Source organism: Streptomyces sp. JLBT605, assembly GCF_058215555.1.
Genome location: NZ_CM177087.1, coordinates 4,365,922 through 4,391,373, shown reverse-complemented (window position 1 = coordinate 4,391,373; position 25,452 = coordinate 4,365,922). Strand labels below are relative to the sequence as shown.

At 70.5% G+C, this 25,452-nt stretch carries 25 protein-coding genes, 1 tRNA gene, 1 pseudogene and 1 riboswitch; of the genes and pseudogenes, 8 read left to right on the top strand and 19 right to left on the bottom strand.

Translation table 11 applies throughout. The features are described from left to right. Nucleotides 1-335: 335 nt before the first annotated feature. Nucleotides 336-1,808, bottom strand: a complete 1,473-nt coding sequence (locus AC4BDD_RS19015) for a DUF445 domain-containing protein (protein WP_490686646.1) — start codon at nucleotides 1,806-1,808, stop codon at nucleotides 336-338. A 511-nt stretch (nucleotides 1,809-2,319) separates the two neighbouring features. Here AC4BDD_RS19015 and AC4BDD_RS19010 point away from each other — a divergent pair. Then, complete coding sequence (locus tag AC4BDD_RS19010; RefSeq protein ID WP_490686645.1) at nucleotides 2,320-3,642, top strand: SGNH/GDSL hydrolase family protein; 1,323 nt, start codon at nucleotides 2,320-2,322, stop codon at nucleotides 3,640-3,642. Nucleotides 3,643-3,657: 15 nt separating this feature from the next. On the opposite strand, the gene AC4BDD_RS19005 is transcribed toward AC4BDD_RS19010, so the two are convergent. From AC4BDD_RS19005 to AC4BDD_RS18990, 4 genes are all read right to left on the bottom strand, one after another. Further along, nucleotides 3,658-4,428 (bottom strand): DUF1707 SHOCT-like domain-containing protein, encoded by a 771-nt coding sequence (locus AC4BDD_RS19005; RefSeq protein WP_490686644.1) that lies wholly within the window; start codon nucleotides 4,426-4,428, stop codon nucleotides 3,658-3,660. Between the two features lie 10 nt (nucleotides 4,429-4,438). Continuing rightward, entirely contained in the window at nucleotides 4,439-5,458 is a 1,020-nt protein-coding gene (locus tag AC4BDD_RS19000; protein WP_490686643.1) for an ABC transporter ATP-binding protein, read from the bottom strand. A gap of 100 nt (nucleotides 5,459-5,558) precedes the next feature. Continuing rightward, entirely contained in the window at nucleotides 5,559-6,323 is a 765-nt protein-coding gene (locus AC4BDD_RS18995; RefSeq protein WP_490691840.1) for an ABC transporter permease, read from the bottom strand. A gap of 208 nt (nucleotides 6,324-6,531) precedes the next feature. Next, nucleotides 6,532-7,332, bottom strand: a complete 801-nt coding sequence (locus tag AC4BDD_RS18990) for an ABC transporter permease (protein ID WP_490686642.1) — start codon at nucleotides 7,330-7,332, stop codon at nucleotides 6,532-6,534. Between the two features lie 271 nt (nucleotides 7,333-7,603). Between AC4BDD_RS18990 and AC4BDD_RS18985 the strand changes: the two genes are divergently transcribed. Continuing rightward, on the top strand, nucleotides 7,604-10,459 hold the full coding sequence (locus AC4BDD_RS18985; protein ID WP_490686641.1) for a transglycosylase domain-containing protein: 2,856 nt from the start codon (nucleotides 7,604-7,606) through the stop codon (nucleotides 10,457-10,459). A gap of 104 nt (nucleotides 10,460-10,563) precedes the next feature. On the opposite strand, the gene AC4BDD_RS18980 is transcribed toward AC4BDD_RS18985, so the two are convergent. The 3 genes from AC4BDD_RS18980 to AC4BDD_RS18970 form a co-directional block, all read right to left on the bottom strand. Then, on the bottom strand, nucleotides 10,564-10,884 hold the full coding sequence (locus AC4BDD_RS18980) for a DMT family transporter (RefSeq protein ID WP_490686640.1): 321 nt from the start codon (nucleotides 10,882-10,884) through the stop codon (nucleotides 10,564-10,566). A 33-nt stretch (nucleotides 10,885-10,917) separates the two neighbouring features. Further along, nucleotides 10,918-10,977, bottom strand: a riboswitch (guanidine-III (ykkC-III) riboswitch). 95 nt (nucleotides 10,978-11,072) lie between these two features. Then, complete coding sequence (locus tag AC4BDD_RS18975; RefSeq protein ID WP_490686639.1) at nucleotides 11,073-11,414, bottom strand: GroES family chaperonin; 342 nt, start codon at nucleotides 11,412-11,414, stop codon at nucleotides 11,073-11,075. Between the two features lie 66 nt (nucleotides 11,415-11,480). Continuing rightward, nucleotides 11,481-11,801 (bottom strand): DUF3618 domain-containing protein, encoded by a 321-nt coding sequence (locus tag AC4BDD_RS18970; RefSeq protein ID WP_490686638.1) that lies wholly within the window; start codon nucleotides 11,799-11,801, stop codon nucleotides 11,481-11,483. 146 nt (nucleotides 11,802-11,947) lie between these two features. On the opposite strand from AC4BDD_RS18970, the gene bcp reads away from it, so the two are divergent. From bcp to AC4BDD_RS18955, 3 genes and pseudogenes are all read left to right on the top strand, one after another. Then, the gene (gene bcp / locus AC4BDD_RS18965; RefSeq protein WP_490686637.1) at nucleotides 11,948-12,415 is read left to right on the top strand and encodes a thioredoxin-dependent thiol peroxidase; all 468 of its coding nucleotides are present in this window, start codon (nucleotides 11,948-11,950) and stop codon (nucleotides 12,413-12,415) included. 164 nt (nucleotides 12,416-12,579) lie between these two features. Then, nucleotides 12,580-12,843 (top strand): annotated as a pseudogene (locus tag AC4BDD_RS18960) (HNH endonuclease signature motif containing protein); the annotation flags it as partial. A 37-nt stretch (nucleotides 12,844-12,880) separates the two neighbouring features. Beyond that, nucleotides 12,881-12,954, top strand: a tRNA-Leu gene (locus AC4BDD_RS18955). Nucleotides 12,955-13,005: 51 nt separating this feature from the next. Here AC4BDD_RS18955 and rdgB read toward each other — a convergent pair. From rdgB to AC4BDD_RS18935, 4 genes are all read right to left on the bottom strand, one after another. Beyond that, nucleotides 13,006-13,632 carry an RdgB/HAM1 family non-canonical purine NTP pyrophosphatase gene (gene rdgB, locus AC4BDD_RS18950; protein WP_490686636.1) on the bottom strand — a complete coding sequence of 209 codons (627 nt, stop codon included), beginning with the start codon at nucleotides 13,630-13,632 and terminating at the stop codon, nucleotides 13,006-13,008. Nucleotides 13,633-13,639: 7 nt separating this feature from the next. Beyond that, nucleotides 13,640-14,050, bottom strand: a complete 411-nt coding sequence (locus AC4BDD_RS18945) for a hypothetical protein (protein WP_490686635.1) — start codon at nucleotides 14,048-14,050, stop codon at nucleotides 13,640-13,642. A gap of 106 nt (nucleotides 14,051-14,156) precedes the next feature. Further along, complete coding sequence (gene rph / locus AC4BDD_RS18940) at nucleotides 14,157-14,888, bottom strand: ribonuclease PH (protein WP_490686634.1); 732 nt, start codon at nucleotides 14,886-14,888, stop codon at nucleotides 14,157-14,159. Between the two features lie 133 nt (nucleotides 14,889-15,021). Beyond that, nucleotides 15,022-15,255, bottom strand: coding sequence for a PTS sugar transporter subunit IIB (locus tag AC4BDD_RS18935; protein ID WP_490686633.1), 234 nt, complete (start codon nucleotides 15,253-15,255; stop codon nucleotides 15,022-15,024). A gap of 235 nt (nucleotides 15,256-15,490) precedes the next feature. Between AC4BDD_RS18935 and AC4BDD_RS18930 the strand changes: the two genes are divergently transcribed. Then, nucleotides 15,491-16,777 (top strand): PTS transporter subunit EIIC, encoded by a 1,287-nt coding sequence (locus AC4BDD_RS18930; RefSeq protein ID WP_490686632.1) that lies wholly within the window; start codon nucleotides 15,491-15,493, stop codon nucleotides 16,775-16,777. A 180-nt stretch (nucleotides 16,778-16,957) separates the two neighbouring features. After that, nucleotides 16,958-18,229: a PTS transporter subunit EIIC gene (locus AC4BDD_RS18925; RefSeq protein WP_490686631.1), complete on the top strand. Its 1,272-nt coding sequence runs from the start codon at nucleotides 16,958-16,960 to the stop codon at nucleotides 18,227-18,229. A 77-nt stretch (nucleotides 18,230-18,306) separates the two neighbouring features. On the opposite strand, the gene AC4BDD_RS18920 is transcribed toward AC4BDD_RS18925, so the two are convergent. From AC4BDD_RS18920 to clpS, 7 genes are all read right to left on the bottom strand, one after another. Then, complete coding sequence (locus AC4BDD_RS18920; RefSeq protein WP_490686630.1) at nucleotides 18,307-19,059, bottom strand: MBL fold metallo-hydrolase; 753 nt, start codon at nucleotides 19,057-19,059, stop codon at nucleotides 18,307-18,309. Nucleotides 19,060-19,262: 203 nt separating this feature from the next. Further along, nucleotides 19,263-20,213: a PLP-dependent cysteine synthase family protein gene (locus AC4BDD_RS18915; protein WP_490686629.1), complete on the bottom strand. Its 951-nt coding sequence runs from the start codon at nucleotides 20,211-20,213 to the stop codon at nucleotides 19,263-19,265. Nucleotide 20,214: 1 nt separating this feature from the next. After that, on the bottom strand, nucleotides 20,215-20,493 hold the full coding sequence (locus AC4BDD_RS18910) for a MoaD/ThiS family protein (RefSeq protein WP_490686628.1): 279 nt from the start codon (nucleotides 20,491-20,493) through the stop codon (nucleotides 20,215-20,217). A gap of 230 nt (nucleotides 20,494-20,723) precedes the next feature. After that, on the bottom strand, nucleotides 20,724-21,149 hold the full coding sequence (locus tag AC4BDD_RS18905; RefSeq protein WP_490686627.1) for a M67 family metallopeptidase: 426 nt from the start codon (nucleotides 21,147-21,149) through the stop codon (nucleotides 20,724-20,726). A gap of 77 nt (nucleotides 21,150-21,226) precedes the next feature. Next, complete coding sequence (locus AC4BDD_RS18900; protein ID WP_490686626.1) at nucleotides 21,227-22,684, bottom strand: amino acid permease; 1,458 nt, start codon at nucleotides 22,682-22,684, stop codon at nucleotides 21,227-21,229. Between the two features lie 334 nt (nucleotides 22,685-23,018). Then, entirely contained in the window at nucleotides 23,019-23,696 is a 678-nt protein-coding gene (locus tag AC4BDD_RS18895; protein ID WP_490686625.1) for a DUF2017 domain-containing protein, read from the bottom strand. Further along, on the bottom strand, nucleotides 23,696-24,007 hold the full coding sequence (clpS, locus tag AC4BDD_RS18890; RefSeq protein ID WP_490686624.1) for an ATP-dependent Clp protease adapter ClpS: 312 nt from the start codon (nucleotides 24,005-24,007) through the stop codon (nucleotides 23,696-23,698). The genes AC4BDD_RS18895 and clpS overlap by 1 nt, the downstream gene beginning before the upstream one ends. 82 nt (nucleotides 24,008-24,089) lie before the next feature. On the opposite strand from clpS, the gene AC4BDD_RS18885 reads away from it, so the two are divergent. After that, the gene (locus AC4BDD_RS18885) at nucleotides 24,090-25,418 is read left to right on the top strand and encodes a nicotinate phosphoribosyltransferase (protein WP_490686623.1); all 1,329 of its coding nucleotides are present in this window, start codon (nucleotides 24,090-24,092) and stop codon (nucleotides 25,416-25,418) included. Nucleotides 25,419-25,452: the final 34 nt, after the last annotated feature.

Sequence of the window (25,452 nt, the reverse complement as noted above, 5' to 3'; positions counted from 1 at the left end):
TGCCTCAGCTCAGGCCTTTTGCATTTTCCGCGACAGAGTTACTCTTTTAGTAAGCCTGTGGGGCGAGCGAGGGAGCTTGACCACGAGGTGACGTCGTGAGACCCAGGGGAAACCCGAAGTCCCGCTGACGGCGCCATCGACTGGCCCGGCTGAGAGGCCCGAAGGTCGGACGACCGAGAGGTCCGAAGACTGGACGGCGACCTCCAATCACCTGATGCGGACAATGCCGCCGAAGGAAGCCCACCTCGCAGGCGCTGACGTCGCGGCAGGGCCCTCGGAAGCCCAGGTCTCAGACCTGGGCTTCCGTCCTGTCGGGCTTCCGTCTCGTTCGAAAGTCACGCTCCAAGCCCGCGCGAGACCGCGTGGATGCACAGGCCCGCCAGCGCGCCCACCACCGTGCCGTTGATCCTGATGAACTGCAGATCGCGGCCGATGTGCGCCTCGATCTTGCGCGAGGTGTGCTCCGCGTCCCAGCCGGCCACGGTCTCGGTGATCAGCGAGGTGATCTCGTCGCGGTAGGTGGTCACCACGTAGACCGCCGCGTCCTCCAGCCAGCCGTCCACCTTCGCGCGCAGCCGCTCGTCGCCGGACATCCGCGCCCCCAGCGACAGGATCGAGGCCCGGGCCCGCAGCCGCAGCTCGCTCCGCTCGTCCTCCGCGGCGGCCACCACCATGCCGCGCACCGCGGCCCACGCCGAGGCGATCAGATCCTGCACCTCGGAGCGCCCCAGCAGCTCCGACTTCAGCCGCTCCACCCGCGCCCGGGTGTCGGCGTCCGATCGCAGATCCCCGGCGAAATCGGTGAGGAACTGGTCCACCGCGCCCCGCGCCGGATGATCGGGCATGTCCCGCATCTCGGTGACGAAGCGCAGCAGCTCCTTGTAGACCCGCTCGCCGACCCTGCGGTCCACGAACCGCGGCGTCCAACCCGGCGCGCCGACGACCACCGCCTCCATCACCGCGTCACCGTGCAGCACCAGCCAGTCATGGCCGCGTACGCACACCAGGTCCACGACCCGGCGGTGGCCGCCGTCGGCGACGACCCTGCGCAGCATGTCGCCCAGCCCCGGCGCGATCTCCTGCGCGGCCGCACGACGGTTGATGGCCTCGCCGACCACGGCCTGCACATCGGAGTCGCGCAGCACGGTGAGCGCGCCGCGCAGCGCCGCGGCCAGTTCGGCGGTCACCCGGTCGGCGTGCGCCGGTTCGGCCAGCCAGGCGCCCAGCCGGCCACCGACGCCGATGGCGCGCAGCCGCATCCGGATCACCTCTCCGGGCAGGAAGTTCTCGCCGACGAACTCACCCAGACTGACGCCGAACTGGTCCTTCTTGGTCGGGATGATCGCGGTGTGCGGAATGGGCAGGCCCAGCGGCCGCCGGAACAGCGCGGTGACGGCGAACCAGTCGGCGAGGGCGCCGACCATCCCGGCCTCGGCGGCCGCGGCCACATAACCGGCCCAGCCGCCGGCCCCGGCCGCCCGCGCCCACGCGGCCAGCGCGTAGACGGCGGCCACCGCCAGCAGCAACCCGGTCGCGAACGCCTTCATCCGGCGCACCCCGCGCCGCCGCTCCGCATCCGCGGGCCCCTCCGGCACGAAACCCCCCGCCGGACCGCCCCCTGGCGACCGGCCGCCGCCGGACCAGCCCCCGCGGACCGGGCCACCGGGGCCGGCAGGACCTCCCGGGCCTTCAGGGCCCGCTGAGCCGCCTGAGCCACCTGCGGGCGAGCCGCCACCGCCCGCCGAGCCGCCGCGGGCCGAGCCCCCGCCGGACGAGCCGCCGGTGCCCGACGGACCGCCACCAGCCACCGACCCTCGGTCACCTGACGAGGCAGTGCCACCTGACGAGGCAGTGCCGGCTGATGCGGCAGTGCCGGCCGGCGACGCGCCGCCACCTGACACGGGGCCACGACCTGACGGGTCGCCGCCAGGCTCCGCGCCGCCGCCAGGCGCCGCACCGCCGCCACCTGCCGCGACACCGTCGTGCTCCGCGTCACCGCCACCACTCGCCGGGCGCTCGCTCATCGGAGCGCGGGGCTCGCCTGCCGTATCCGCATTCGTCCGTTCCATCCACTCCACCCGGTCAGGCCGTCCCCCTGTGCATTGTTCACACCTGTCCTACTCCCGGCATCTCACCTTCAGTTCCCGCCCCGCGCCCGGGCGCGGCACACCGGCCCGGGGCACGGCGCGTTACCCGAACGTGGGATCATGGAGGGCCGATCGGACGGGCAACGGCGCCCTCGATCACGCGTGGTTACACCGCACCCTTCCCGTCCACTCGGAGCCCCGGGGCTCCGCCTGCCCGAGGAGACACCCGCACATGACCGTGCCCACGATGCCCAGGCGTACGGCCTTCGCCGTACTGGCTGCGCTGGTGGCCGTGGTGGTCCTCGTCTCGACGGCGATATACCTCGGCGTCGGCCGGGGCGACGGGACGCTGGACGCCTCGCCGCACAAGCCGCGCAGCGCGGCCGAGCCCGCGTCCTCGGGAAGCTGGGTGGGCACCTGGTCCACGTCCGCGGCCGCCGCCGAACCCCGCACGTACGACGGTTTTACCGACATGTCGATACGGAACGTGGTGCACACCAGCGTCGGCGGCAGCATGGTCCGGATCCACCTGTCGAACCTGTACGGCGCCCGTCCGCTGACCATCACCAGCGCCTCGGTGGCGGTGGCCGCCACCCCCAGCAACCCGGCGGCCGCGCCCGGCACGCTGCGCCGGCTGACCTTCGGTGACCGTCCCTCGGTGACCATCCCGGCCGGCCAGAGCGCGGTCAGCGACGCGGTGCGGCTGACCGTGCCGGACGCCGCCGACCTGCTGGTCACCACCTACTCCCCGACCCCCTCCGGCCTGGTCACCTACCACCCGCACGCCCGTCAGACCTCGTACCTGGCGCGCGGCGACCGTGCCCAGGACCCGTTGGGGCTGGCCTACACCGAGCAGAGCCCGTACTGGCGGTACCTCACCGCGGTGGACGTCTGGTCCAAGGAGGCGCGGGGCGCGGTCGTGGTGATCGGCGACTCGATCACCGACGGCGTCACCTCGACCGCGGGCGCCAACCACCGCTGGACGGACTACCTGGCCGAGCGTCTGCGCACCCAGCGCGGGGCGCCCCGGTACAGCGTGCTCAACCAGGGCATCAGCGGTAACCGCGTGCTCAGCAACGGCCACCACTTCCCGCCGGACAACCCCAGCGCGCTGAGCCGCTTCAACCGCGATGTGCTCTCCCGCACCGGCGTGGAGACCGTGGTCATCCAGCTGGGGATCAACGACATACTGCGCAACCCGCACGTCACCGACGCCGACAAGCTGGCGGACGGGCTGCGCCGCCTCACCGAGCAGGCCCACGCACGCGGCCTGCGGGTGATCGGTGCCACCGTGATGCCCTTCTACGGGCACCGCGGCTACACGCCCGAGCTGGAGGCCACCCGGCAGGGCGTGAACCGGCAGATCCGGGACGGGAAGGTCTTCGACGCCGTCGTGGACTTCGACCGGGCGCTCAGCGACCCCTACGACGCGCGGCGGCTGCGGCCGGAGTACGACTCCGGCGACCACCTGCACCCGAGCGACGAGGGTTACCGCGCGATGGCCCGGGCACTCGACCTGGACCGCCTGCGCGGCCGCACCGCCGCCGCCCTCTGACCCGCCGCCGGTCCCCTACTCGTCCCGGTCGCGGTCCGGCCAGTCCTCCGGATCGCGGGACTTCTCCAGGGGCCGGCGCCGCTGCTGCTCCATCCGGCGGTCCTCCCTGCGGTCCTCCCGGCGCTGCGCCCGAAGCTCCCTGCGCTCGGCCTTCAGCCGCTTGAGCTCCGCCTTGCGGAGCTTGCGCTCCACGCCGATGCCGCCCCAGAAGGCGAAACCGGTGACGGTGACCCGGGGCGATCCCAGGCTTCCCTCGCCCGCCCCGCTGTGGTCGAAACCGCCCATGATGCCGATGCCGTTGACGTGCACCTCCATGTCCGGGGGCACGGTCACCTGCACCCCGCCCATGATGGCGATGCAGCGGATCACCACCTCGCGGTCCTCGAAGCGGGCCTCGCGCAGGTCGATCTCCCCGCCGCCCCAGAAGCTGAAGGCGGTGAAGCGGCGCGGCACCACCCAGCCGCCGCTGCGGTCGAAGCCGCTCAGCACCGCGATGCCGCTGCGGGAGGTGGGCGTGTGGCCGATCCGGGCCGGCCAGTCGGAGTCTCCCGCCGGCCCGGTGGGCGCGGGGTACGCCGCGTGGTGCGCCGCGGCCCGGGCGGGCGCCGGCAGGTCTCGTACCAGCGGCTCCAGTTCGCCGTGGGTACGGGCCCGGAGAGCGGCGTCCAGCCGCTCCTCGAACTCCTCCATGGTCAGCCGGCCCTCGGCGACGGCGTCCCGCAGGGCATCGGCGACCCGCTCGCGCTCGGCGTCGGAGGCACGCATCTCAGGGAGATCATCGGTCATGTCGCACACCCTATCGACGGCGCGGCTGAGGGTCCTCCCGGCCGGAGTCCGGTGAGGGGCCCGCCTCGTCCGCCGCCGGATAGAGCATCCTGGCGATGACGTCCTCGATGTCCGGCTCACGTACCGAGAGGTCCACCAGCGGATATCCGGCGGCCACCGCGGCGACGATCGGCGCCGCGCTGCCGGTCGCCGGGAAGGCCAGCCACTGCCGCGGCCCCTCGGTCCGCACCGTCCGCGCCCCCGCCACCTCGATCGGCGGCAACTCCCGCTCCAGGTCGACCACCAGGGTGCGTTCGCTCTCCCCCACCGCGTGCAGCCCCTCCAGCCCGCCGTCGTACACCAGACGGCCGTGGTCGATCACCATGACGCGGCTGCAGAGCTGCTCGATGTCGGTCAGATCGTGGGTGGTGAGCAGCACCGTGGTGCCCTGCTCGGCGTTCACCTCGCGCAGGAACGCGCGCACCTTCGCCTTGCTGACCACATCGAGCCCGATCGTGGGCTCGTCGAGATAGAGCACCTCGGGGTCGTGCAGCAGCGCGGCGGCGATGTCCCCGCGCATCCGCTGCCCCAGCGACAGCTGCCGGACCGGCACCTCCAACAGCTTCGCAAGATCGAGGAGTTCCACGCAGCGGTCGAGATTCCGCTGGTAGCGACGGTCGGGAATCCGGTACATCCGGCGCACCAGGGCGTAGGAATCGCGTAGCGGCAAGTCCCACCACAAGGTGGTGCGCTGCCCGAAGACCACCCCGATCCGGTGGGCCAGCCGGTGCCGGTCGCGCGAGGGGTCGACACCGGCCACCCGCAGCCGGCCGCCGCTGGGCGCCAGAATGCCGGTCAGCATCTTGATGGTGGTGGACTTGCCCGCGCCGTTGGGCCCGATGTAGCCGACCATCTCGCCACGCGGCACCTGGAAGCTGATGCCGTCCACCGCCCGCACCTCCTGCCGCTCCCGGCGCACCCGCCCGGTCTTGCGCCGCACCACGAAGACCTTCTCGATCCGGTCGACGTCGATGAATCCGCACTCGTCCAACGCACTCCGCTCCCCTCGGCTTTCATCGTTGATTCCGCTTTCCTCGTTGATTCCGCTTCCGCCGGCCGGAGCTTCCGGCGACCGGAGACTTCGCAGCGGATCAGCTTCCCGTGCTCCGGTACGTACGCAGCCCCGCGCGCCACGCCAGCCCGGCGAGCACGCCGGTGGTGAGGGCGACCAGCGGCGAGGCGAAATCGGTCCAGGCCGGCAGGGACAGCGGGTCCGGGCGGCCCAGGATGTGCAGTACGGGCAGCCAGTTGACGAAGGCCAGCGGGACGACGAAGGTGACGCCCCACAGCAGTTCCCTGGCGAACACCGTCGGCGGGTACTGGAGCAGGGTGTTCCCGCCGTAGGTGAAGGAGTTCTGCACCTCGGCGGCGTCACTGGCCCAGAACTGGAAGGCCGCGCCCGCCACGAACACCGACCCGTAGATGGCCGCCCCGCTCAGCAGCATCACCGGCACCAGCAGCAGCCGGTCCCAGGACCAGTCGACCTCGACGGCGGTCAGCGACCAGACCAGCAGCAACAGCCCCTGGCTGATCCGGCCCAGCCGGCGCAGCGCGAAGCGGTCGGCGGCGACCTGGGCGAGGATCGGCGCGGGCCGCACCAGCAGGGTGTCCATGGTGCCGTCGCGCACCCGCCGGCCCACCCGGTCCATGGAACCCAGCGCCAGGTCCGCGAGGCCGAACGCGGTGCTCGTGGTGCCATACAGCAGGGCGACTTCGGGCAGGGTGAAGCCGCCGAGGCTGTCCACGTGCGCGAACATCAGCCAGATGGCGACGAAGTCCAGACCGGTGACGGCGAGATTGCCGAAGGTCATGATGAGGAAGGAGGCGCGGTAGGCCATCGTGGAACGCACCCACATGGCCACGATCAGCCCATAGGCGCGCAGCCCCTGGCGCAGCCGCGAGCCATGGCGCGGCTCCCGGTCCCGGCCCGGCTGCCCCTCGTGGCCCGGCTCGCTCTCGTGGTCACGCTCTGCTTGGTGGTCCGGCTCCGCCTCGTGGTCCGGCTCCCATGCGTCGCGCCGCTCCGATGCGCCGCACGGCCGTGCGCCCGGGCGCGGGCGTGCGTCAGCCACCTTGGACGACCACCTTCCGGGTCGCCGCCGTCTGGAGCGCGCGCCCGGCCGCCAGCAGTGCCACCGCCCAGGCCGCCTGGAAGGCGAACGCCCCGGCGAGCGAGGCCCCTTGGTACTCCCCCAGCAGGACGTCCGCCGGAACCTGGAAGATCCCGGCCCACGGCAGGACGCGCGCGATCTCGCCGAGCGCTCCGGGGAAGACGGTCAGCGGCAGCAGCATGCCGGAGAAGAACAGGCACAGCAGGGCGCTGATCGCGTTCACTCCGGAGCCGTCGAGCAGCCAGAAGGCGGTCAGCGCGACCAGGTAGCGCACCGCGAAACCGACCAGGACGCCGAGGGCGAGCGAGAGCAGGAACGCCAGCCAGACGAGCGGCGAGGCAGGCAGGGTGAGCTCGAAGACCAGCGCGCCCGCCATGATCGGTACGATGCCGCGACCCAGCAGATGGAAGGCGGCGCGGCCGAGATCGGAGGCCAGCCACCACATCTGGAGGTCCACCGGGCGGTAGAGGTCGACGGCGATGTCCCCGGACCGGATACGGTCCTGTAGCTCCTCCTGGAAACTGCCGCCCATCAGCGCGGCGGCGGCCAGCAGCGCCTGGCCCATCCACACGAAGGTCAGCGCCTGGGAGGCGTCGTAGCCGCCGAGGTGCGGCCGCTGGTCCCACAGCGCGAGGTAGGTATAGGCGAGAATGAATCCGAAGACGGTGTTGGTGAACACTCCTGCCGCGGTAGCGGCCCGGTATGTCGCGTAGCGCCGGAATCCGCTCACCGCGACGGCCGCGTATAACCGCATCGCGTCGGCCCCTCCCTCGTTCCCGTAGCCAAAGCTCCCGAGCCTAATGCGGGGGCCCTGGGAAGAGCCAAGGGGTTTTCACCGGTTGGAGTGATGAAGATCATCCGTTCGGCCGGTCACAGACCTGTCACGGGAGCGTGCCAGCCGCTCCGCCCAGAAGGCATGATGCGACAGTGATTTATTGGGGCGTACCACGCTATTCGCCCGACACGCCACCATTTCCGCCGGGGTCGACGCAACCTTTCACGGCGGCCGAGGAGTCTCAGGAGACATGAGCGACGAGCCCCAGCAGCAGGAACCCCGACAGCCGAAGGACGACAGTGACCCAGCCTCCGGTTCCCCGTCTGGTTCCCCTTCCGCTTCCGGCTCCTCTCCCTCCCGCTCCGGCCCCAGCTGGGCGTCCCGGGACGGCGGTGGCAAGCCCGGCGACGACAGCCCCGCCGACGCCGCCTCCGGCGCGGACAGCCCCCGTGATGGCGGCCCCGGCGCGGGCAGCGGCGACAAGGATGGCTCGGGCAATGAGGGTCCTGGCAAAGAGAGCCCTGGCAAGGAGGGCCCCGGCGGCGAACGCCCCGGCGGCGCCCCGGCGCGCCCGTCCGGCGAGACGACCAGCGGCACCGGCCGCGCGGCGGGCCTGAACGGCCCGGCGGGCGGCAACGCGGCGGCAGCAGGCGGCGCGGCGGCAGCAGGCAACGCGGCCGCAGCGAGCGGCGCGGCCAAGCCGAGCGGCCCGCCGCCGGGCACCCCTGCCCCGGCCCCGGCCCCCGGAGCCGTCAACCCGACCCCGGGCCTGATCCCGGGCGCCATGGCCCCGACTCCGGGCGGGAATTCTGGCGCACAGAGCAGCGAAGGCGCAAAGGCGGACAAAAAGAACAAGAAGGGCAAGAAGCAGCGACCCAAGCGCACCGGCTGGCGCCGGCTGTTCCCCACCTGGCGCATGGTGCTGGGCGGCTTCCTGCTGATCGTGCTGCTCATCGGTGGCGCCTTCGTGACCGGATACATGCTGGTCGACATCCCCAAGCCCAACAAGGCCGCCATCAAGCAGACCAACGTCTACCTCTACTCCGACGGCACCCCGCTGGCCCGCGACGGCGCGGTCAACCGGGAGAACGTCCAGCTCAGCCAGGTGCCCAAGACCGCCCAGCGCGCGGTGCTGGCGGCCGAGGACCGCGACTTCTACACCGAGTCCGCCATCAACCCGCTGGCGATGGTCCGGGCCGGCTGGAACACCGTCACCGGCAAGGGCAAGCAGTCCGGCTCCACCATCACCCAGCAGTACGTGAAGAACTACTACCTGGACCAGGACCAGACCGTCACCCGCAAGGTGAAGGAGTTCTTCATCTCGATCAAGCTGGACCGCGAGGTGAGCAAGGACGACATCCTCGAGGGCTACCTGAACACCAGCTACTTCGGCCGCAACTCCTACGGCATCCAGGCCGCCGCCCAGGCGTACTACGGCAAGGACATCGAGAAGATCGGCACCGCCGAGGCCGCCTACCTGGCGACGCTGCTCAACGCCCCCAGCGCGTACGACGTGGTGGCCCACCCGGAGAACAAGCCCGCGGCCGTGGCCCGCTGGAACTACGTGCTCGACGGCATGGTGAAGCAGGGCTGGCTGGACTCCGCCGAGCGGGAGTCGATGAAGTTCCCCACGCCCGGCAGGATCAAGCCGCAGTCGGCCATGTCCGGCCAGCGCGGCTACCTCGTGGAGGCGGTCGAGGACTACCTGACCAGCAACGGCATCATCGACGAGCAGACCCTGGCGCGCGGCGGCTACCGGATCACCACCACGATCGACCGGAAGAAGCAGGACGCCTTCGTCGACGCGGTCCAGGAACAGCTGATGAGCAAGCTCAGCAAGGACCGCAAGGTCGACAAGTACGTCCGCGCGGGCGGCGCCTCGATCGACCCCAAGACCGGGAAGGTCGTCGCGCTCTACGGCGGTATCGACTTCACCAAGCAGTTCGTGAACAACGCCACCCGGCGCGACTACCAGGTCGGCTCGACCTTCAAGCCGTTCGTCTTCACCTCGGCGGTGCAGAACGGGGCCACCACCCAGAGCGGCCAGACGATCACCCCCAACACGATCTACGACGGCACCAACAAGCGCCCGATCGTCGGCTGGGGCGGCGAGCCCTGGGCCCCGGAGAACGAGGACCAGGGGTCGTACGGGCCGATCACCGTCACCGAGGCCACCGACCGGTCGGTCAACTCGGTCTACGCCCAGATGGCCGTGGACGTCGGCCCCCGCAAGGTCATGGAGACCGCGGTCGACCTCGGTGTGCCGGAGAAGACCCCGGACCTGGCCCCGTACCCGTCGATCGCGCTGGGCACCTCCACCGCCAGCGTGCTGGACATGACCAAGGCGTACGCCACCCTCGCCAACCACGGCCAGCACGGTCGCTACACCCTCGTCTCGAAGATCACCAAGGACGGGCAGGAGGTCGACGTGCCGGGCCTCGGTGAGGTCAAGCAGGCCGTGCCGCGCGCCGCCGCGGACTCCACCACCGCGATCCTCAAGAGCGTCGTCGAGGGCGGCACCGCCACCGAGGCGCAGGCGGCCGGCCGCCCGGCGGCGGGCAAGACCGGCACCGCCGAGGAGGACAAGGCGGCCTGGTTCGCGGGGTACACCCCCGACCTGGTCACCGTGGTCTCCGTGATGGGCCAGGACTCCAACACCGGCGCGCAGAAGCCGCTGTACGGGGCCACCGGCCAGCCGCGTATCAACGGCGGCGGTGCCCCGGCGAAGATCTGGGCGGCGTACACCGCCAAGGCGCTGGAGGGGAAGCCGGTCAAGGACTTCGACCTGGACACCCAGGACGGCACCGGGACCCCGCAGCTGCCGCCCACCGGCGAGCAGCCGCCCGCGGGCACCCAGCCCCCGGCCACCGAGGTCCCGCCGACGGTCACCCCGCCGACCAGCGTCCCGAGCACCGAGCCGACCGCCGAACCGCCGACCGTCCCGCCGACCGAGCCCACCTTCGAGCCGCCGACAGGCTTCCCGGACGGTGGCGGCACCGGCGGGGAGACCGACGGCGGCGTGGACGGCGGCACCGACGGCGGCCCGAGCGGGGGCGCCGGCGGAGGGCCCGGCGACCCAGGTGACCTGGGCGGCGCCACGGGCTAGCCGGCCCCTGGGCGCGCCTGCGCGGCCAGGGCGGACACATCGGGCGGCGGCCCGACCCATCGGGTCGGGCCGCCGCCCGCGTCAGTGCCTGGTGAGGGCAGGTCTCAGTGGCCGGAGGTGGCCTTCAGGCCGACCACCGCCACCAGCAGCAGCCCCACGAAGAAGATCCGGGCGGCGGTGGCGGGCTCACCGAGCGCCACCATGCCGAGCACCGCCGCGCCGGCCGCGCCGATGCCCACCCACACGCCGTAAGCGGTACCGATCGGCAGCGTCCGGGCTGCGTACGACAGCAGCAGCATGCTGGCCACGATGCCCGCGCCGGTGAGGACGCTGGGCCACAGCCGGGTGAATCCGTCGGTGAACTTCATCCCGATCGACCAGCCGACCTCCAGCAGACCGGCGACGATGAGCAGGACCCAGGCCATGACGGCACCTCCGTGTCAGGAATCTCTCCAGGGGGTGCGTCGTCTTTGCATGACCCGGTACGGCGCGTCTCGTCGGGATGTCCTCGACCGTAGCAAAGACACAGAAAAAGGGTGGTGACTCCCGTCACCACCCTTGATCGATCCGATGGATCGGTCGTTCGCCGCCAAGGATCCCGCCACGGCTCCCGCTACAGATACAGCCCCGTGGAGTCGTCCGCGCCCTCCAGGCGCTCGGCCGCGACCGCGTGCAGATCCCGCTCCCGCATCAGGACGTAGGCGACGCCCCGGACCTCGACCTCGGCCCGGTCCTCCGGGTCGTACAGCACCCGGTCGCCGGTCTCCACGGTGCGGACGTTCTGCCCGACCGCGACCACCTCGGCCCAGGCCAGCCGCCTGCCCACCGCGGCCGTCGCCGGGATCACGATGCCGCCGGACGAGCGGCGCTCGCCCTCGGGGATGTCGGTACGGACCAGCACCCGGTCGTGCAGCATCCGGATGGGCAGCTTGTCATGGGAGGTGTTCGCACTCACGACATGACCGTACCTGTCCGCAAGGCCCGACGGCGCCTCAGGGCGGCCACAGCCACGCCCCGGCGATCAGCTGTGACGGCGTCGCGCGGAGACCGTGAGCAGCCCGATCACGCCGACGGCCACCATCGCGACCGGCACGATCCGCTCCAGCCGGGGCGCGCCGTCCTCCCCGACCAGCTGGCCGCGCACGTTGGTCAGCACGCGGTTGGCGGCCACGTAGGCACGCCCGGCGGTGCGGTCCACGGCCGACGCCGCCTTCGCCTTCGCGTCGCCGATGATCGTCTTGGGGTGCATGCGCACCCCGATCTCGTCGAGCGTGAGGGCGAGCTCCTGCCGCCTGCGGGCGATGTCCGCCTCGATCTGCGCAGGGGTCCTGGCATCCGACACCGCGCTGCCTCCGTCACATGGTCGTCGATCTGAAGTCCGTCCGTGGTGGACAGTCTGTCAGCTCACTCGCGCCGATGCCCCACAGCACCCCCGTTTGCCCCGCTGGCTAGTCTCGGGGGTACGCACCGCACCTCACGAGGAGAGCCATGAGCGAGCGACTCCAGCCCGGCGACACCGCCCCGGCGTTCACCCTGCCCGACGCGGACGGCAAGCAGATCTCGCTCGCCGACCACGCGGGCCGGAAGGTCATCGTCTACTTCTACCCGGCCGCCCTCACCCCGGGATGCACCAAGCAGGCGTGCGACTTCACCGACAACCTGGACTTCCTCGCCGGTCACGGCTACGACGTCATCGGCATCTCGCCGGACAAGCCGGAGAAGCTGGCGAAGTTCCGCGACAAGGAGGAGCTGAAGGTCACCCTGCTCGGCGACCCGGACAAGTCCGTCCTGGAGGCGTACGGCGCCTTCGGCGAGAAGAAGCTGTACGGCAAGACGGTCACCGGCGTGATCCGCTCGACCGTCATCGTCGACGAGCAGGGCAAGGTCGAGCGCGCGCTGTACAACGTGAAGGCCACCGGCCACGTAGCGAAGATCATCAAGGACCTGGGGCTCTGACTCCGGCGCGCCTGTGCGGCGCACTCCGCCGCACAGGCGCGTAACCACCCACCCTCCCCTTCGTTGATCAGTTCGACGATGCGGCGCACGCTCGGGAGGGAAACCATGCGCCCGATGAAGTACACCCGCGCATTACTCGCGGATATCGCAGCTCAGTCAGCAAGCTGCTGGAGACAGGCGTCCCGGAGCGATGCGCAGGCTGCGGTGTCGGGCCTGTCTGGCGCGGGCGCCCGATGACGCTGGAAGTCGACCACATCAACGGTGACTGGCTGGACAACACCCCGGGTAATCTCAGGCTGCTGTGCCCGAATTGTCATGCGGTTACGGACACTTACTGCGGCCGTGGAAAGAACCGGACCACCGCCTCGCAGACCGTCCGCACACCCGGGCGTCCCACCGTGAAGAGACGTCAAGCCGAGGGGGGTTGAAGCACCTGTCTTCGCCGAGTACTACCCTGGTCGAGCCGGGACCGTAGCCCAACGGCAGGAGGCAACAGCTTTAGGTGCTGAACAGTGTCGGTTCGAATCCGACCGGTCCCACGTGCACAGGAGTGGCGGGGCCCCGCAGACCGGGGCTCCGCCACTCGCGTGTCAGCCCAGCAGTTCGCGCACCACGGGCACCAGTGCCCGAAACGCCTTCCCGCGGTGGCTGATGGCGTTCTTCTCCTCCGGGGTGAGCTCGGCGCAGGTGCGCGACTCGCCGAGCGGCTGGAGGATCGGGTCGTAGCCGAAGCCGCCGGAGCCTGCGGGCTCGTGCCGCAGGGTGCCCTCCAGACGGCCCTCGACGACCTGCTCGCGGCCGTCGGGAAGGGCCAGCGCGGCGGCGCAGGCGAAGTGGGCGGCGCGGTGCTCGTCCGCGATGTCGCCGAGCTGGGCGAGGAGCAGGTCCAGGTTGGCCTTGTCGTCGCCGTGCCGGCCGGCCCAGCGGGCGGAGAAGATGCCGGGGGCGCCGCCGAGTACGTCCACGCACAGGCCGGAGTCGTCGGCGACCGCGGGCAGGCCGGTGGCGCGGGCGAGGGCGTGTGCCTTCAGCAGGGCGTTCTCGGCGAAGGTGACGCCGGTCTCCTTGACGTCGGGGATCTCGGGGTAGGCGTCGGCGCCGACGAGTTCGACGTCGAGCCCGGCCCCGGTGAGGATCGCCCGCAGTTCGGTGACCTTGTTGGCGTTGCGGGTGGCGAGGATCAGGCGGACCGCTGGATCGGATGGTGGCTGCTGCATTGGGCGATTATCCCGGTGAGCAGACCTTGGTGAGTTCGCCCATGGCGTCGGCGACCGGGGTGAAGTCGGGGTTCTTGCCCTGGTCGATGGCCGTCTGGACATTGTCGACGGCCTTCTGGAGGTCGTCGAGGGCCTTGCCGACGTCCGGGTTGTCGGCCTTGTTGGCCATCTTGTCGATGTCCTGGTCGAGGGTGTCGATGATCCGGTCGGCCTCGTCCGGGTCCACCGCGGCGCCGGTCACCGCGCGCTGCAGATCGTCCACGTCGTTGGATATCTCCAGGGCGAGCTGTGCGCAGTCGACGGCCTTGCGGACGGCGTCGCAGCCGGTCAGCAGTGGTGTGGCCAGGGCGAGCGCGGCCACGGCGGCGAGCGCGGTGACGGTGGTGCGGCGTCGGCCGGTCGATCGGTGTGCGGTCATCTGCGGGTCCCTCCCCCTCGATACGGGCATCTGTAAGAACGCCTGAACCCGTCTCCCGGGTTGCTCATCCGCAAGCCCGGGAGGAAACGACGACGGCCGGCGACGGCTAGAGCGTCTTGGCGAGGGCCTCACGCTGGAGCTCGTCCAGGCGCCCGCAGCCCGCCACCGCCAGGTCCAGCAGGCCGTTGAGCTCCTCGCGGGCGAAGGGGGCGCCTTCCGCGGTGCCCTGGACCTCGACGAAGCGGCCGTCGCCGGTGCAGACCACGTTCATGTCGGTCTCGGCGCGCACGTCCTCCTCGTAGCACAGGTCCAGCAGCGGGACGCCGTCGACGATGCCGACGCTGACGGCGGCGACGGTGCCGGTGAGCGGGCGGCGGCCGGCCTTGACCAGCTTGCGGGCCTGGGCCCAGCTGACGGCGTCGGCGAGCGCGACGTAGGCGCCGGTGATGGCGGCGGTGCGGGTGCCGCCGTCGGCCTGGAGGACGTCGCAGTCCAGGACCACGGTGTTCTCGCCGAGGGCCTTGTAGTCGATGACGGCGCGCAGCGAGCGGCCGATGAGCCGGGAGATCTCGTGGGTGCGGCCGCCGATCTTGCCTCGCACCGATTCGCGGTCGCCGCGGGTGTTGGTCGAGCGGGGCAGCATGGCGTACTCCGCGGTGACCCAGCCCTCGCCGCTGCCCTTGCGCCAGCGCGGGACACCTTCGGTGACGCTGGCGGTGCACAGTACGCGGGTGTCCCCGAAGGAGACGAGGACGGAGCCCTCGGCGTGCTTGCTCCATCCGCGTTCGATGGTCACGGGGCGGAGCTGATCGGGGGTGCGGCCGTCGATTCGAGACATGGGATGAGCCTATCGGCTAGGCGAAGGGCCCCGGCCCCGGTGAGCGGCTGCCGCTCGCGGGGGCCGGGGCCCTTCGCCGGATGGGACGTCACCGTGCGCCGGACGTCACATCATGTCTTCGTGCGCCGAAACGTCACATCATGTCTTCGATCTCGGCGGCGATCGGGTCGGCGTCGGTGCCGATGACGACCTGGATGGCGGTGCCCATCTTCACCACGCCGTGCGCACCGGCGGCCTTGAGGGCGGCCTCGTTGACCAGGTCGGGGTCGGCGACCTCGGTGCGGAGCCGGGTGATGCAGCCCTCGATCTCGTCGATGTTGTCGAGACCGCCGAGCCCGGCGACGATCTTCTCAGCCTTGCTGGCCATGGCCACTCCTGTTGTCTCGGCCCTTCGGCGATACCGACGAGCGGTTTTCATACGTTAACCACGTTCAGCCCAACTTCGCAGGCGTATGTCCGTCATCTGACGAAAGATGACGATCATCCGGCGGCGTGGGCCAGGGCGGCGCCCCGGCCGGCCCATGCGCCGGACCACACACCCGCGAGTGGTCTACACCATTATGCGGCAAGCGTCTTGGACAACCGCAGCCGGGAGGGCTGGGATGAGTTCCGACAGCGCGGCGGCCGCCTCCGGTCCCGAGGGCCCGCCGCCCGGAGGTCCCCCGGCCCGGTCCCGGCCGGCCGGGCGCCGCTGGACCTCTTCACTCTTCCAGGCCCTGCAGAAGATGGGCCGCAGCCTTCAGCTGCCGATCGCCGTGCTGCCCGCGGCGGGCATCCTCAACCGGCTGGGGCAGAAGGACGTGTTCGGCTCCGACGGGCTCGGCTGGGACAACGTGGCGAAGGTCTTCGCCGGGGCGGGCGGCGCGCTGCTCGACCCGGTGCTCGGGCTGCCGCTGCTGTTCTGCGTGGGCGTGGCCATCGGCATGGCGAAGAAGTCGGACGGCTCGACCGCGCTGGCGGCGGTGGCCGGCTTCCTCGTCTACCACAACGTGCTGGCCCAGTTCCCGGACGACGACGGCAAGCCGCAGAACCCCGGAGTCTTCGGCGGCATCCTGCTGGGCCTGTTCTCCGCCTGGATCTGGCAGCGGTATCACCGCACCAGGCTGGTGGACTGGCTCGGGTTCTTCAACGGCCGGCGGCTGGTCCCGATCCTGATGTCCTTCGTCGGGGTGGTCTTCGCGGTGGTGTGCCTGGGGGTCTGGCCGCCGGTGGGCGACGCGCTGGAGGAGTTCAGCGACTGGCTGACCGGTCTGGGCGCCTGGGGGTCGGGGCTGTTCGGGGTGGCGAACCGGGCGCTGCTCACGGTGGGGCTGCACCAGTTCCTCAACACCTTCGCCTGGTACCAGTACGGCAGCTGGACCGCGCCGGACGGCAAGACCTATCAGGGCGACATCAACCGCTTCCTCAACGGGGACCCGCATGCGGGGATCTTCACCTCGGGGTTCTTCCCGATCATGATGTTCGCGCTGCCCGCCGCCGCGCTCGCCATCGCCCACTGCGCCAAGCCCGCGCGCCGGAAGGAAGTGAGCGGGATGATGCTGTCGGTGGGGCTCACCTCGCTGGTCACCGGCATCACCGAGCCCATCGAGTACTCCTTCCTCTTCGTGGCCCCGGCGCTCTACGCGATCCACGCCCTGCTCACCGGGGTGTCGATGGCGGTCACCTGGTCACTGGGGGTGCACGACGGCTTCAGTTTCTCGGCCGGGCTGATCGACTACGTCATCAACTGGGGACTGGCCACCAGACCGTGGCTGATCATCCCGATCGGGCTGTGCTTCGCGGCGGTCTACTACGCCCTCTTCCGCTTCCTGATCACCAGATTCGATCTCCAGACGCCGGGCCGGGAGCCGGACACCGAGGAGCGGGAGGAGGAGAACGTCAGGGCCTGAGGGGCGGCCGCGAAGCCGATGTCGCCCCGATCACAATCTGGTTTAGACCACGTGGCACCATGGAACAACGGATTCCTTCCACGGAGACCCCCGTGCTACAACAGGTCTACACCACCAAGTGGTGTAGACCAAAAGCGGGCTGTCCCCCCTTCGAGCGCCCGCCTCACCAGGAGGAACCCGATGAGTACGGCCACCGCCACCGCGGCCCCCGACAAGAAAGGCCGCGGCTCCAGCGTCATGGCCGTGGCCCAGCGCATCGGCCGCAGCCTCATGCTGCCCATCGCCACGCTGCCCGCCGCGGCCCTCATGGTCCGCCTGGGCCATGACGACATGCTCGGGAAGGAATCGCTTCCCGCCTTCCTGAACAAGATCGCCGAGTTCCTGGCGGCGGGCGGCGGCGCGCTGCTGGACAACATGCCGCTGCTGTTCGCCGTCGGCATCGCCATCGGCTTCGCCAAGAAGGCGGACGGCTCCACCGCGCTCGCCGCCGTCGTCGGCTACCTCGTCTTCAGCAAGGTGCTGGGCACCTTCACCGACGGCAATCTGCCCAAGGAGAAGGTGGTCGAGGGCGACAAGATCGTCGAAGTCGCTCCGGCGGTCAACGCCGGCGTCCTCGGCGGCGTGGTGATGGGCATCGTCGTCGCCCTCCTCTACCAGCGGTACAGCCGCAAGAAGCTCCCGGACTGGCTGGGCTTCTTCGGCGGCCGCCGCCTGGTCCCGATCCTGGCGGCCTTCGCCGGCCTGTTCATCGGCGTCGCCTTCGGCTACATCTGGCCGGTCCTCGGCTCGGGTCTGCACAACTTCGGTGAGTGGCTGGTCGGCTCCGGTGCCGCCGGCGCGGGCATCTTCGGTGTGGCCAACCGGGCGCTGATCCCCGTCGGCATGCACCACCTGCTCAACTCCTTCCCCTGGCTCCAGGCCGGTGACTTCCACGACAAGCACGGCGACATCGCCCGCTTCCTGGAGGGCGACCCGGCCGCCGGCCAGTTCATGACCGGCTTCTTCCCGATCATGATGTTCGCCCTGCCGGCCGCCTGCCTGGCCATCGTGCACTGCGCCCGCCCCGAGCGGCGCAAGGTCGTCGGCGGCATGATGTTCTCCGTCGCGCTCACTGCCTTCGTCACCGGTGTGACCGAGCCGATCGAGTTCACCTTCATGTTCATCGCGCCGGTGCTGTACGCCATCCACGCGGTGCTCACGGGTGTCTCGCTGGCGCTGACCTGGGCTCTGGGCATGAAGGACGGCTTCGGCTTCTCGGCCGGCGCCATCGACTTCCTGCTCAACTTCGGCATCGCGACCAAGCCGTGGATGCTGGTCGGCGTCGGCCTGTGCTTCGCGGCGCTGTACTACGTGATCTTCCGCTTCGCGATCATCAAGTTCAATCTCCCGACGCCGGGCCGCGAGTCCGACGAGGAGATCGCCGAGCAGGACAAGGCCCAGTACAAGGCCTGATCCCGACCGACTGCGTCAAGGGCCCCCGAACCGCTCGGTTCGGGGGCCCTTCGCACGTCCGTCCGCCGGCGGCGGCGCTAGATCTCGTAGACCGCGCCGGCCTTCGCCAGCTCCACCGGCCCGTCGAAGACCTCCTGCGCGTCGCGCTGGTTGACCTGCGGATCGGTCCACGGCGGAATGTGGGTGAGGACCAGGCTGCGGACGCCGGCGGCCTGCGCGTGCTCCCCCGCCTGGCGGCCGTTGAGGTGCAGCTTGGGGATGTCTTCCTTGCCGTGGGTGAACGCCGCCTCGCACAGGAACAGGTCCGCCCCCTCGGCCAGCTCACGCAGCGACCGGCAGGGCCCGGTGTCGCCGGAGTAGACCAGGGTGCGGCCGCGGTGCTCGATCCGGAAGCCGAACGCCTCCACCGGGTGGCAGACCCGGGCGCAGGTCACCGTGAACGGGCCGACGGTGAAGGTGCCCGGAGTCAGGGTGTGGAAGTCGAAGACCTCCCGCATGCAGGTCTCGTCCGGGACGTCGTCGTACGCCCGGACCAGCCGCTGCTCGGTGCCCTCGGGTCCGTGGACCGGGATGGCGTGCGCGCGCCCGCCGTCGAAGCGGTAGTAGCGGGCGACGAAGTAGCCGCACATGTCGATGCAGTGGTCGGGGTGCAGGTGGGACAGCAGGACCGCGTCGAGGTCGTACAGACCGATGTGGCGCTGGAGCTCGCCGAGGGCGCCGTTGCCCATGTCGAGCAGCAGCCGGAAGCCGTCGGCCTCTACGAGGTAGCTCGAACAGGCCGATTCCGCTGACGGGAACGACCCCGAGCATCCGACGACGGTGAGCTTCATGAAGCAGGAACCTCCTTGGGGGTCCCCATGCCGAAGGCCAGGGGCGGGTCCGGGGGTCATGCGGTGCCCACGAGAGTAAGGCGCGAAAGCCCAGGTCGCTCCTCTGCGAGCCTGCGTTGTGGCTGGAATCACCAGGACGGCCGGACCTTTTCCAAGGTCCGGCCGTGGGCCGTGCGGAGGTGACGTGGCGGGTCGCGGAGCTGCTAGGCCCAGAGCTGGCCGTGCAGCGCCTCGATCGCTTCCTCGGTCGTGGCCGCCGTGTAGACGCCGGTGGACAGGTACTTCCAGCCGCCGTCGGCGACGACGAAGACCACATCGGCGCTCTGCCCGGCCTTGACGGCCTTGCGGGCGACGCCGAGCGCGGCGTGCAGCGCGGCGCCGGTGGAGACCCCGGCGAAGATCCCCTCCTGGTTGAGGAGTTCACGGGTGCGGGCGACGGCGTCCTCGGAGCCGACCGAGAAGCGCGTGGTGAGCACCGACGCGTCGTACAGCTCGGGGACGAAGCCCTCGTCCAGGTTGCGCAGTCCGTACACCACGTCGTCGTAGCGGGGCTCGGCCGCGACGATCTGGATGCCGGGGACGTGCTCGCGCAGATAGCGGCCGACGCCCATCAGCGTGCCGGTGGTGCCGAGCCCGGCGACGAAGTGGGTGATGGAGGGCAGGTCGGCGAGGATCTCCGGGCCGGTGGTGGCGTAGTGGGCGCCGGCGTTGTCCGGGTTTCCGTACTGGTAGAGCATCACCCAGTCGGGGTGCTCGGCGGCCAGCTCCTTGGCGACCCGCACGGCGGTGTTGGAGCCGCCGGCGGCGGGTGAGGAGACGATCTCCGCGCCCCACATGGCGAGCAGCCGGCGGCGCTCCTCGCTGGTGTTCTCCGGCATGACGCACACGATGCGGTAGCCCTTGAGCTTGGCCGCCATGGCGAGCGAGATGCCGGTGTTTCCGCTGGTCGGCTCCAGGATGGTGCAGCCGGGCCGCAACCGGCCGTCCTTCTCGGCCTGTTCGATCATGTGGAGCGCGGGGCGGTCCTTGACCGAACCGGTCGGATTGCGGTCCTCCAGCTTCGCCCAGATCCGGACGTCGGTGGAGGGGGAGAGCCGGGGCAGCCGGACGAGCGGGGTGTTCCCCACCGCGGCCAGCGGGCTGTCGTAGCGCATCTCAGCGCGCGCCTCCGGCCACGGCGGGCAGGATGGTCACGCTGTCGCCGTCGGAGAGCTGGGTGGCGATGCCGTCCAGGAAGCGGACGTCCTCGTCGTTGAGGTAGACGTTGACGAAGCGGCGCAGCTTGCCGTCCTCGACCAGCCGGGCCTCGATGCCGGTGTGCCGCGTCTCGAGGTCGGCGAAGAGCTCGGCGAGCGTGCCGCCCTTGCCTTCGACCGCCTTCTGGCCGTCGGTGTAGGTGCGGAGGATGGTCGGGATACGGACCTCGATGGCCATGTAGGGGCTCCTGTGAGAAGGCGGGGCTGTTGACGGCGGGCCCGTCCGGCGGTGGACGGCGCTCCACTGGCTCCCCCCGGACGCGGTCAGGGAGGAGTCAGGTGTCGCTCACGTCCTGGACAACCATGCGGTCATCGTAACGATTCCCGGGCCCGGCCCCGGAAGCTCGTCCCGGGATCCGGACGTTCTGCGACCACGTGTTGGGATGAATGGGGCCCGGAGGTGGCGGATCAGTACGCCTCGACGACCTTGACCTCTTCTTCGGTCACTTCGCCGTCCACGATGCGGAACGATCGGAACTGCACCGGGCCCTCGTCATTGCCGCAGTCGGCCGTGGAGACCAGGACGTAGTGCGCGCCGGGCTCGTTGGCGTAGGAGATGTCGGTGCGGGAGGGGTAGGCCTCGGTGGCGGTGTGCGAGTGGTAGATGACGACCGGCTCCTCGTCCCGGTCGTCCATCTCCCGGTAGAGCTTGAGCAGGTCGGTCGAGTCGAACTCGTAGAAGGTGGGCGAACGGGCCGCGTTGAGCATCGGGATGAACCGCTCGGGGCGGCCGCTGCCGGCCGGGCCGGCGACCACGCCGCACGCCTCGTCGGGGTGGTCCACACGGGCGTGCGCGACGATCTGGTCGTGGAGGGCCTTGGTGATGGTCAGCATGGTGCACACAATAAAAGGCGGGCTCTGGAGTCGAGATCCAGAGCCCGCCTGCTGAGATGCTGCCGTGAGACGCCGCGTTACTTGGCGGCGAGCTCCTTCTCCTGCTCGGCGGCGCCACCCTGCGCGAGCTGCGGGTTGCGGCTCTTGAGGATGAACCAGCCGACGGCCAGGGCGACCGCCCAGCCGGCGCCGACGTACAGCGAGACGCGGGCGTCCTTGTCGTAGGCGATCATGCCGGTGACGCAGATCAGGAAGATCAGGGCGACCCAGCTGAAGACGGCACCGCCGGGGGCCGGGAAGGAGGAGCCCGGCAGTCGGCCCTTGGTGACCGCGCTGCGGTAGCGGATGTGGCTGACGAGGATCATCATCCAGGTCCAGATACCGGCGGCGGTGGCGACCGAGACGACGTACTCGAACGCCTTGTCCGGGACGACGTAGTTCAGGACCACGCCGATGCCCATCAGGATCACCGAGAGCGTGATGCCGATGGCCGGGGTCTTGCGGGAGTTGAGCTTGCCGAAGACGCCCGGCGCCTCGCCGTTGGCGGCCAGGTCGCGCAGCATGCGGCCGGTGGAGTACATGCCGGAGTTGCAGGACGACAGGGCCGCGGTGAGGACCACGAAGTTGACGATGCCGGCCGCGAACGGGATGCCGATCTTGTCGAAGGCGTGGACGAACGGGCTCTGCCCGGCCTCGAACTCGGTCCACTTGACCACGGCCAGCAGGACCGCGAGCGCGCCGACGTAGAAGATGATGATCCGCCACGGCAGGGTGTTGATCGCCTTGGGGAGGGTCTTCTCCGGGTTCTCGGACTCACCGGCGGTGACGCCGACCAGCTCGACCGCGAGGTAGGCGAACATCACGCCCTGGAGGGTCATCAGGCTGTCGCCGATGCCGTTGGGGAAGACGCCGCCGTGCGACCAGAGGTTGGACGGGGTGGCGGTGTCACCGGCGTCGGAGAAGCCGAGGGTGAGCACGCCCAGACCGATGACGATCATGCCGATGATCGCGGTGACCTTGACCATCGAGAACCAGAACTCGACCTCACCGAAGATCTTCACCGAGATCAGGTTGACGCCGAAGAGCACCACCAGGAAGACCAGGGCGCTGACCCATTGCGGGATGTCCGGGAACCAGAAGTTGACGTAGATGGCCGCGGCGGTGAGCTCGGCCATGCCGGTCACGACCCACATCAGCCAGTAGGTCCAGCCGGTGACGTACCCGAAGAACGGGCCGAGGAACTCACGGGCGTACTCCGCGAAGGAGCCCGAGCACGGCCGGTACAGGAGCAGCTCGCCGAGCGCCCGCATGATGAAGAAGATGATGACGCCGGCGAGGGCGTACATCAGGATGATGCTGGGGCCGGCCTTGGCGATGTTCGCCCCGGCTCCCATGAAGAGACCGACACCGATGGCACCACCGATGGCGATCATCTGGACCTGGCGGCTGCCAAGTCCCCGCTCGTAACCCTCTTCAGGGGTGTTACCCGCGGCCTCATTGCCGTCGTGAACCTTGTCGACCTGCACTGAGGTCATGGATGGACGCCTTTCTCCATACCGACCCGGCCGCTGTGGCTCGGATCGGGTCCCGATCCCCCCGGATGTGGATGGAGTGCTGCCGACGGTCTGCCGACTGATAGCGCCCCGCGGACAGGGGTGTCGTCCACGGGTGGTCGTGAAGATTTATCACGCCCGCAACATTGATCCAGAGCGGCGATTGTGGACTGGTTCACAGGAAAAAGCGGACAAAAGACTCATCGGTCAGCAAATACGGCGTACGCGGTGATGCGATCGTTATCCGGAGTTGAGGGTCCTCTGAGCGAACACCCACCCGAGATGTCCGAAACGCGGTGAAATCAGCCGCTTTGTCTCAGGTCATGAGCGTCTCTACGAGTGACTCCTGAAGCTCGCCCAGCCAGAAGTACGCCACCACCATCGGCTTGCGCGGATCGGAGTCCGGCAGCCGCAGCAGCTGACCGCCGTCCTCCTCGTCCGTGACCTCCAGCCGGGTGCCGATCGCCAGGCGCAGGTCGTTGAGCGTGCCCAGCCACCGCCCGCTGTCCTCCGCGTCCAGCTCCAGCACGGTGATCTCGGCGTCGGCGTCCGTACCGGCATCCGTGCCGGCATCGGTGTCCGCGTCCGCCCGGGAGGCCCCGGAGAGGTCGGAGATACCGGCGGCGGCCGAGTCCAGCGAGCGGACCACCACCAGGGCGTCCTCCCGCTTGCGGGCCCGCAGGTCGTTCTCGGTGTAGCGGCGGAACTCCGCCGACGCGGCGCGCGCCTCGGCCGCCTCCGCCGGTCCCAGCTCGCGGTCCGGCCCGCCGTAGGCGTCGGGGAAGAGGCGGGCGAGCGCCGGATCGGACGGCGGCTCGCTGGGCCCCTCGGCGAAGAGCGCGGCGAACGGGTCGGTCGCGTCCTGCGGCTCCGCGTCACCGGGGCCGATCAGCTCCAGCAGCTGGACGGCGAGGCTGCGCAGGATGGAGATCTGGGCGTCGTCGAGGGTGATGGCCGCGCCACCGCCGGGGACCGGCTCGAAATGTCCCAGCATCAGCGGTCCTGCTGAAGGGTGGCCCACAGGCCGTACCCGTGCATGGCCTGCACGTCGCGTTCCATCTCCTCGCGACTGCCGCTGGAGACGATCGCGCGGCCTTTGTGGTGGACGTCGAGCATCAGTTGGTGCGCCTTGTCCTTCGGGTAGCCGAAGTAGCTCTGGAAGACATAGGTGACGTAGCTCATGAGGTTCACCGGGTCGTTGTGGACCACCGTCACCCAGGGAACGTCGGGCTCGGGCACCGCGGAGGGCGCCTCGCTCGACTCGGTCCGTTCGATCTCCACCGGTGCGACACTCACGGGTTCCATGCTGCCACCCGGTGCAGGGCGCCGCACAAACGGGGTCGGACAGATTTCGTCAGAGTGACGATTTCGCGGTAGGATCATGTGCATGGACACTGCGGATCTGGGGTTGCCCGTAGCCGTTCCTTCGACGGCGCTCTTCACCGACCGGTACGAGCTCACCATGGTGCAGGCCGCGCTGCGGGCCGGCACCGCCGACCGGGCTTCGGTCTTCGAGGTCTTCACCCGCCGTCTGCCCGAGGGCCGCCGCTACGGCGTGGTCGCGGGCACCGGCCGGGTGCTGGACGCCGTGGAGAACTTCCGCTTCGACAGCGGCGTACTGGACTTCCTCGCCGAGCAGCGCATCGTCGACGAACCCACCCTCGCCTGGCTCGCCGACTACCGGTTCCGCGGCGACATCTGGGGCTATCCGGAGGGCGAGGTGTACTTCCCCGGCTCCCCGATCATGCGGGTGGAGGGCACCTTCGCGGAGGCGGTGCTGCTGGAGACGGTGATCCTCTCCATCCTCAACCACGACTCGGCGGTCGCCGCCGCGGCCTCCCGGATGGCCGTCGCCGCCGGTGACCGGCCGCTCATCGAGATGGGTGCCCGCCGCACCCATGAGCTGGCCGCCGTCGCCGCCGCCCGCGCCGCCTACGTGGGCGGCTTCACCTCCACCTCCGATCTGGCGGCCGGTTTCCGGTACAACATCCCGACCGTGGGCACCAGCGCGCACGCCTTCACCCTGCTGCACGACAGCGAGCGGGACGCCTTCAGCGCGCAGGTCGACACCCTCGGCGGCTCCACCACGCTGCTGGTGGACACCTACGACGTCACCGAGGCGGTGCGCACCGCCGTCGAGGTCGCCGGGACAGGGCTCGGCGCGGTGCGGATCGACTCCGGGGACCTGCTGCTGCTCGCGCACCGGGTGCGGCAGCAGCTGGACGAGCTCGGCGCCAAGGAGACCAAGATCGTGGTGACCAGCGATCTCGACGAGTACGCGATCGCCTCGCTGGCCGCCGCGCCGGTGGACGCGTACGGCGTCGGCACCCAGCTGGTGACCGGCAGCGGGCACCCCACCTGCTCGATGGTCTACAAGCTGGTCGCCCGCGCGGACAGCGGCACGCCCGGGGCGCCGCTGCGGCCGGTGGCGAAGAAGTCGATGGGGGGCAAGCTCTCCATCGGCGGCCGCAAGTGGGCCGCGCGCCGGCTGGACGCGGCCGGGGTGGCCGAGGCCGAGGTGGTCGGCTCCGGCGAGGTCCCCTCCGAGCTGCGCGACCGGCAGCTGCTGGTGGAGCTGGTGCGCGGGGGCGAGGTGGTGGCCCGCGAGCCGCTGGACACCGCCCGCGACCGGCACGCGGCGGCGCGGGCCGGGCTCCCGCTGTCGGCGACCCAGCTCTCGCGCGGCGAGCCGGTGCTGCCCACCGAGTACAGCTGAGCGGCGGTTTCAGGTGAGCGGCGGCCCGGCCCGC

Bases quoted from the DNA above. Each gene is read 5' to 3' on its own strand.
- AC4BDD_RS18885 (WP_490686623.1), top strand. From the start codon at position 24,090: ATGGACACTGCGGATCTGGGGTTGCCCGTAGCCGTTCCTTCGACGGCG.
- AC4BDD_RS18910 (WP_490686628.1), bottom strand. From the start codon at position 20,493: ATGGCCATCGAGGTCCGTATCCCGACCATCCTCCGCACCTACACCGAC.
- rdgB (WP_490686636.1), bottom strand. From the start codon at position 13,632: ATGCAGCAGCCACCATCCGATCCAGCGGTCCGCCTGATCCTCGCCACC.
- bcp (WP_490686637.1), top strand. From the start codon at position 11,948: ATGAGCGAGCGACTCCAGCCCGGCGACACCGCCCCGGCGTTCACCCTG.
- AC4BDD_RS18900 (WP_490686626.1), bottom strand. From the start codon at position 22,684: ATGACCTCAGTGCAGGTCGACAAGGTTCACGACGGCAATGAGGCCGCG.
- AC4BDD_RS18985 (WP_490686641.1), top strand. From the start codon at position 7,604: ATGAGCGACGAGCCCCAGCAGCAGGAACCCCGACAGCCGAAGGACGAC.
- AC4BDD_RS18895 (WP_490686625.1), bottom strand. From the start codon at position 23,696: ATGCTGGGACATTTCGAGCCGGTCCCCGGCGGTGGCGCGGCCATCACC.
- AC4BDD_RS18995 (WP_490691840.1), bottom strand. From the start codon at position 6,323: ATGTGGGTGCGTTCCACGATGGCCTACCGCGCCTCCTTCCTCATCATG.
- AC4BDD_RS18945 (WP_490686635.1), bottom strand. From the start codon at position 14,050: ATGACCGCACACCGATCGACCGGCCGACGCCGCACCACCGTCACCGCG.
- AC4BDD_RS18990 (WP_490686642.1), bottom strand. From the start codon at position 7,332: ATGCGGTTATACGCGGCCGTCGCGGTGAGCGGATTCCGGCGCTACGCG.
- AC4BDD_RS18915 (WP_490686629.1), bottom strand. From the start codon at position 20,213: ATGCGCTACGACAGCCCGCTGGCCGCGGTGGGGAACACCCCGCTCGTC.
- AC4BDD_RS18920 (WP_490686630.1), bottom strand. From the start codon at position 19,059: ATGAAGCTCACCGTCGTCGGATGCTCGGGGTCGTTCCCGTCAGCGGAA.
- AC4BDD_RS19005 (WP_490686644.1), bottom strand. From the start codon at position 4,428: ATGACCGATGATCTCCCTGAGATGCGTGCCTCCGACGCCGAGCGCGAG.
- AC4BDD_RS18935 (WP_490686633.1), bottom strand. From the start codon at position 15,255: ATGGCCAGCAAGGCTGAGAAGATCGTCGCCGGGCTCGGCGGTCTCGAC.
- AC4BDD_RS18925 (WP_490686631.1), top strand. From the start codon at position 16,958: ATGAGTACGGCCACCGCCACCGCGGCCCCCGACAAGAAAGGCCGCGGC.
- rph (WP_490686634.1), bottom strand. From the start codon at position 14,888: ATGTCTCGAATCGACGGCCGCACCCCCGATCAGCTCCGCCCCGTGACC.
- AC4BDD_RS18905 (WP_490686627.1), bottom strand. From the start codon at position 21,149: ATGCTGACCATCACCAAGGCCCTCCACGACCAGATCGTCGCGCACGCC.
- AC4BDD_RS19010 (WP_490686645.1), top strand. From the start codon at position 2,320: ATGACCGTGCCCACGATGCCCAGGCGTACGGCCTTCGCCGTACTGGCT.
- clpS (WP_490686624.1), bottom strand. From the start codon at position 24,007: ATGGAACCCGTGAGTGTCGCACCGGTGGAGATCGAACGGACCGAGTCG.
- AC4BDD_RS18980 (WP_490686640.1), bottom strand. From the start codon at position 10,884: ATGGCCTGGGTCCTGCTCATCGTCGCCGGTCTGCTGGAGGTCGGCTGG.
- AC4BDD_RS18930 (WP_490686632.1), top strand. From the start codon at position 15,491: ATGAGTTCCGACAGCGCGGCGGCCGCCTCCGGTCCCGAGGGCCCGCCG.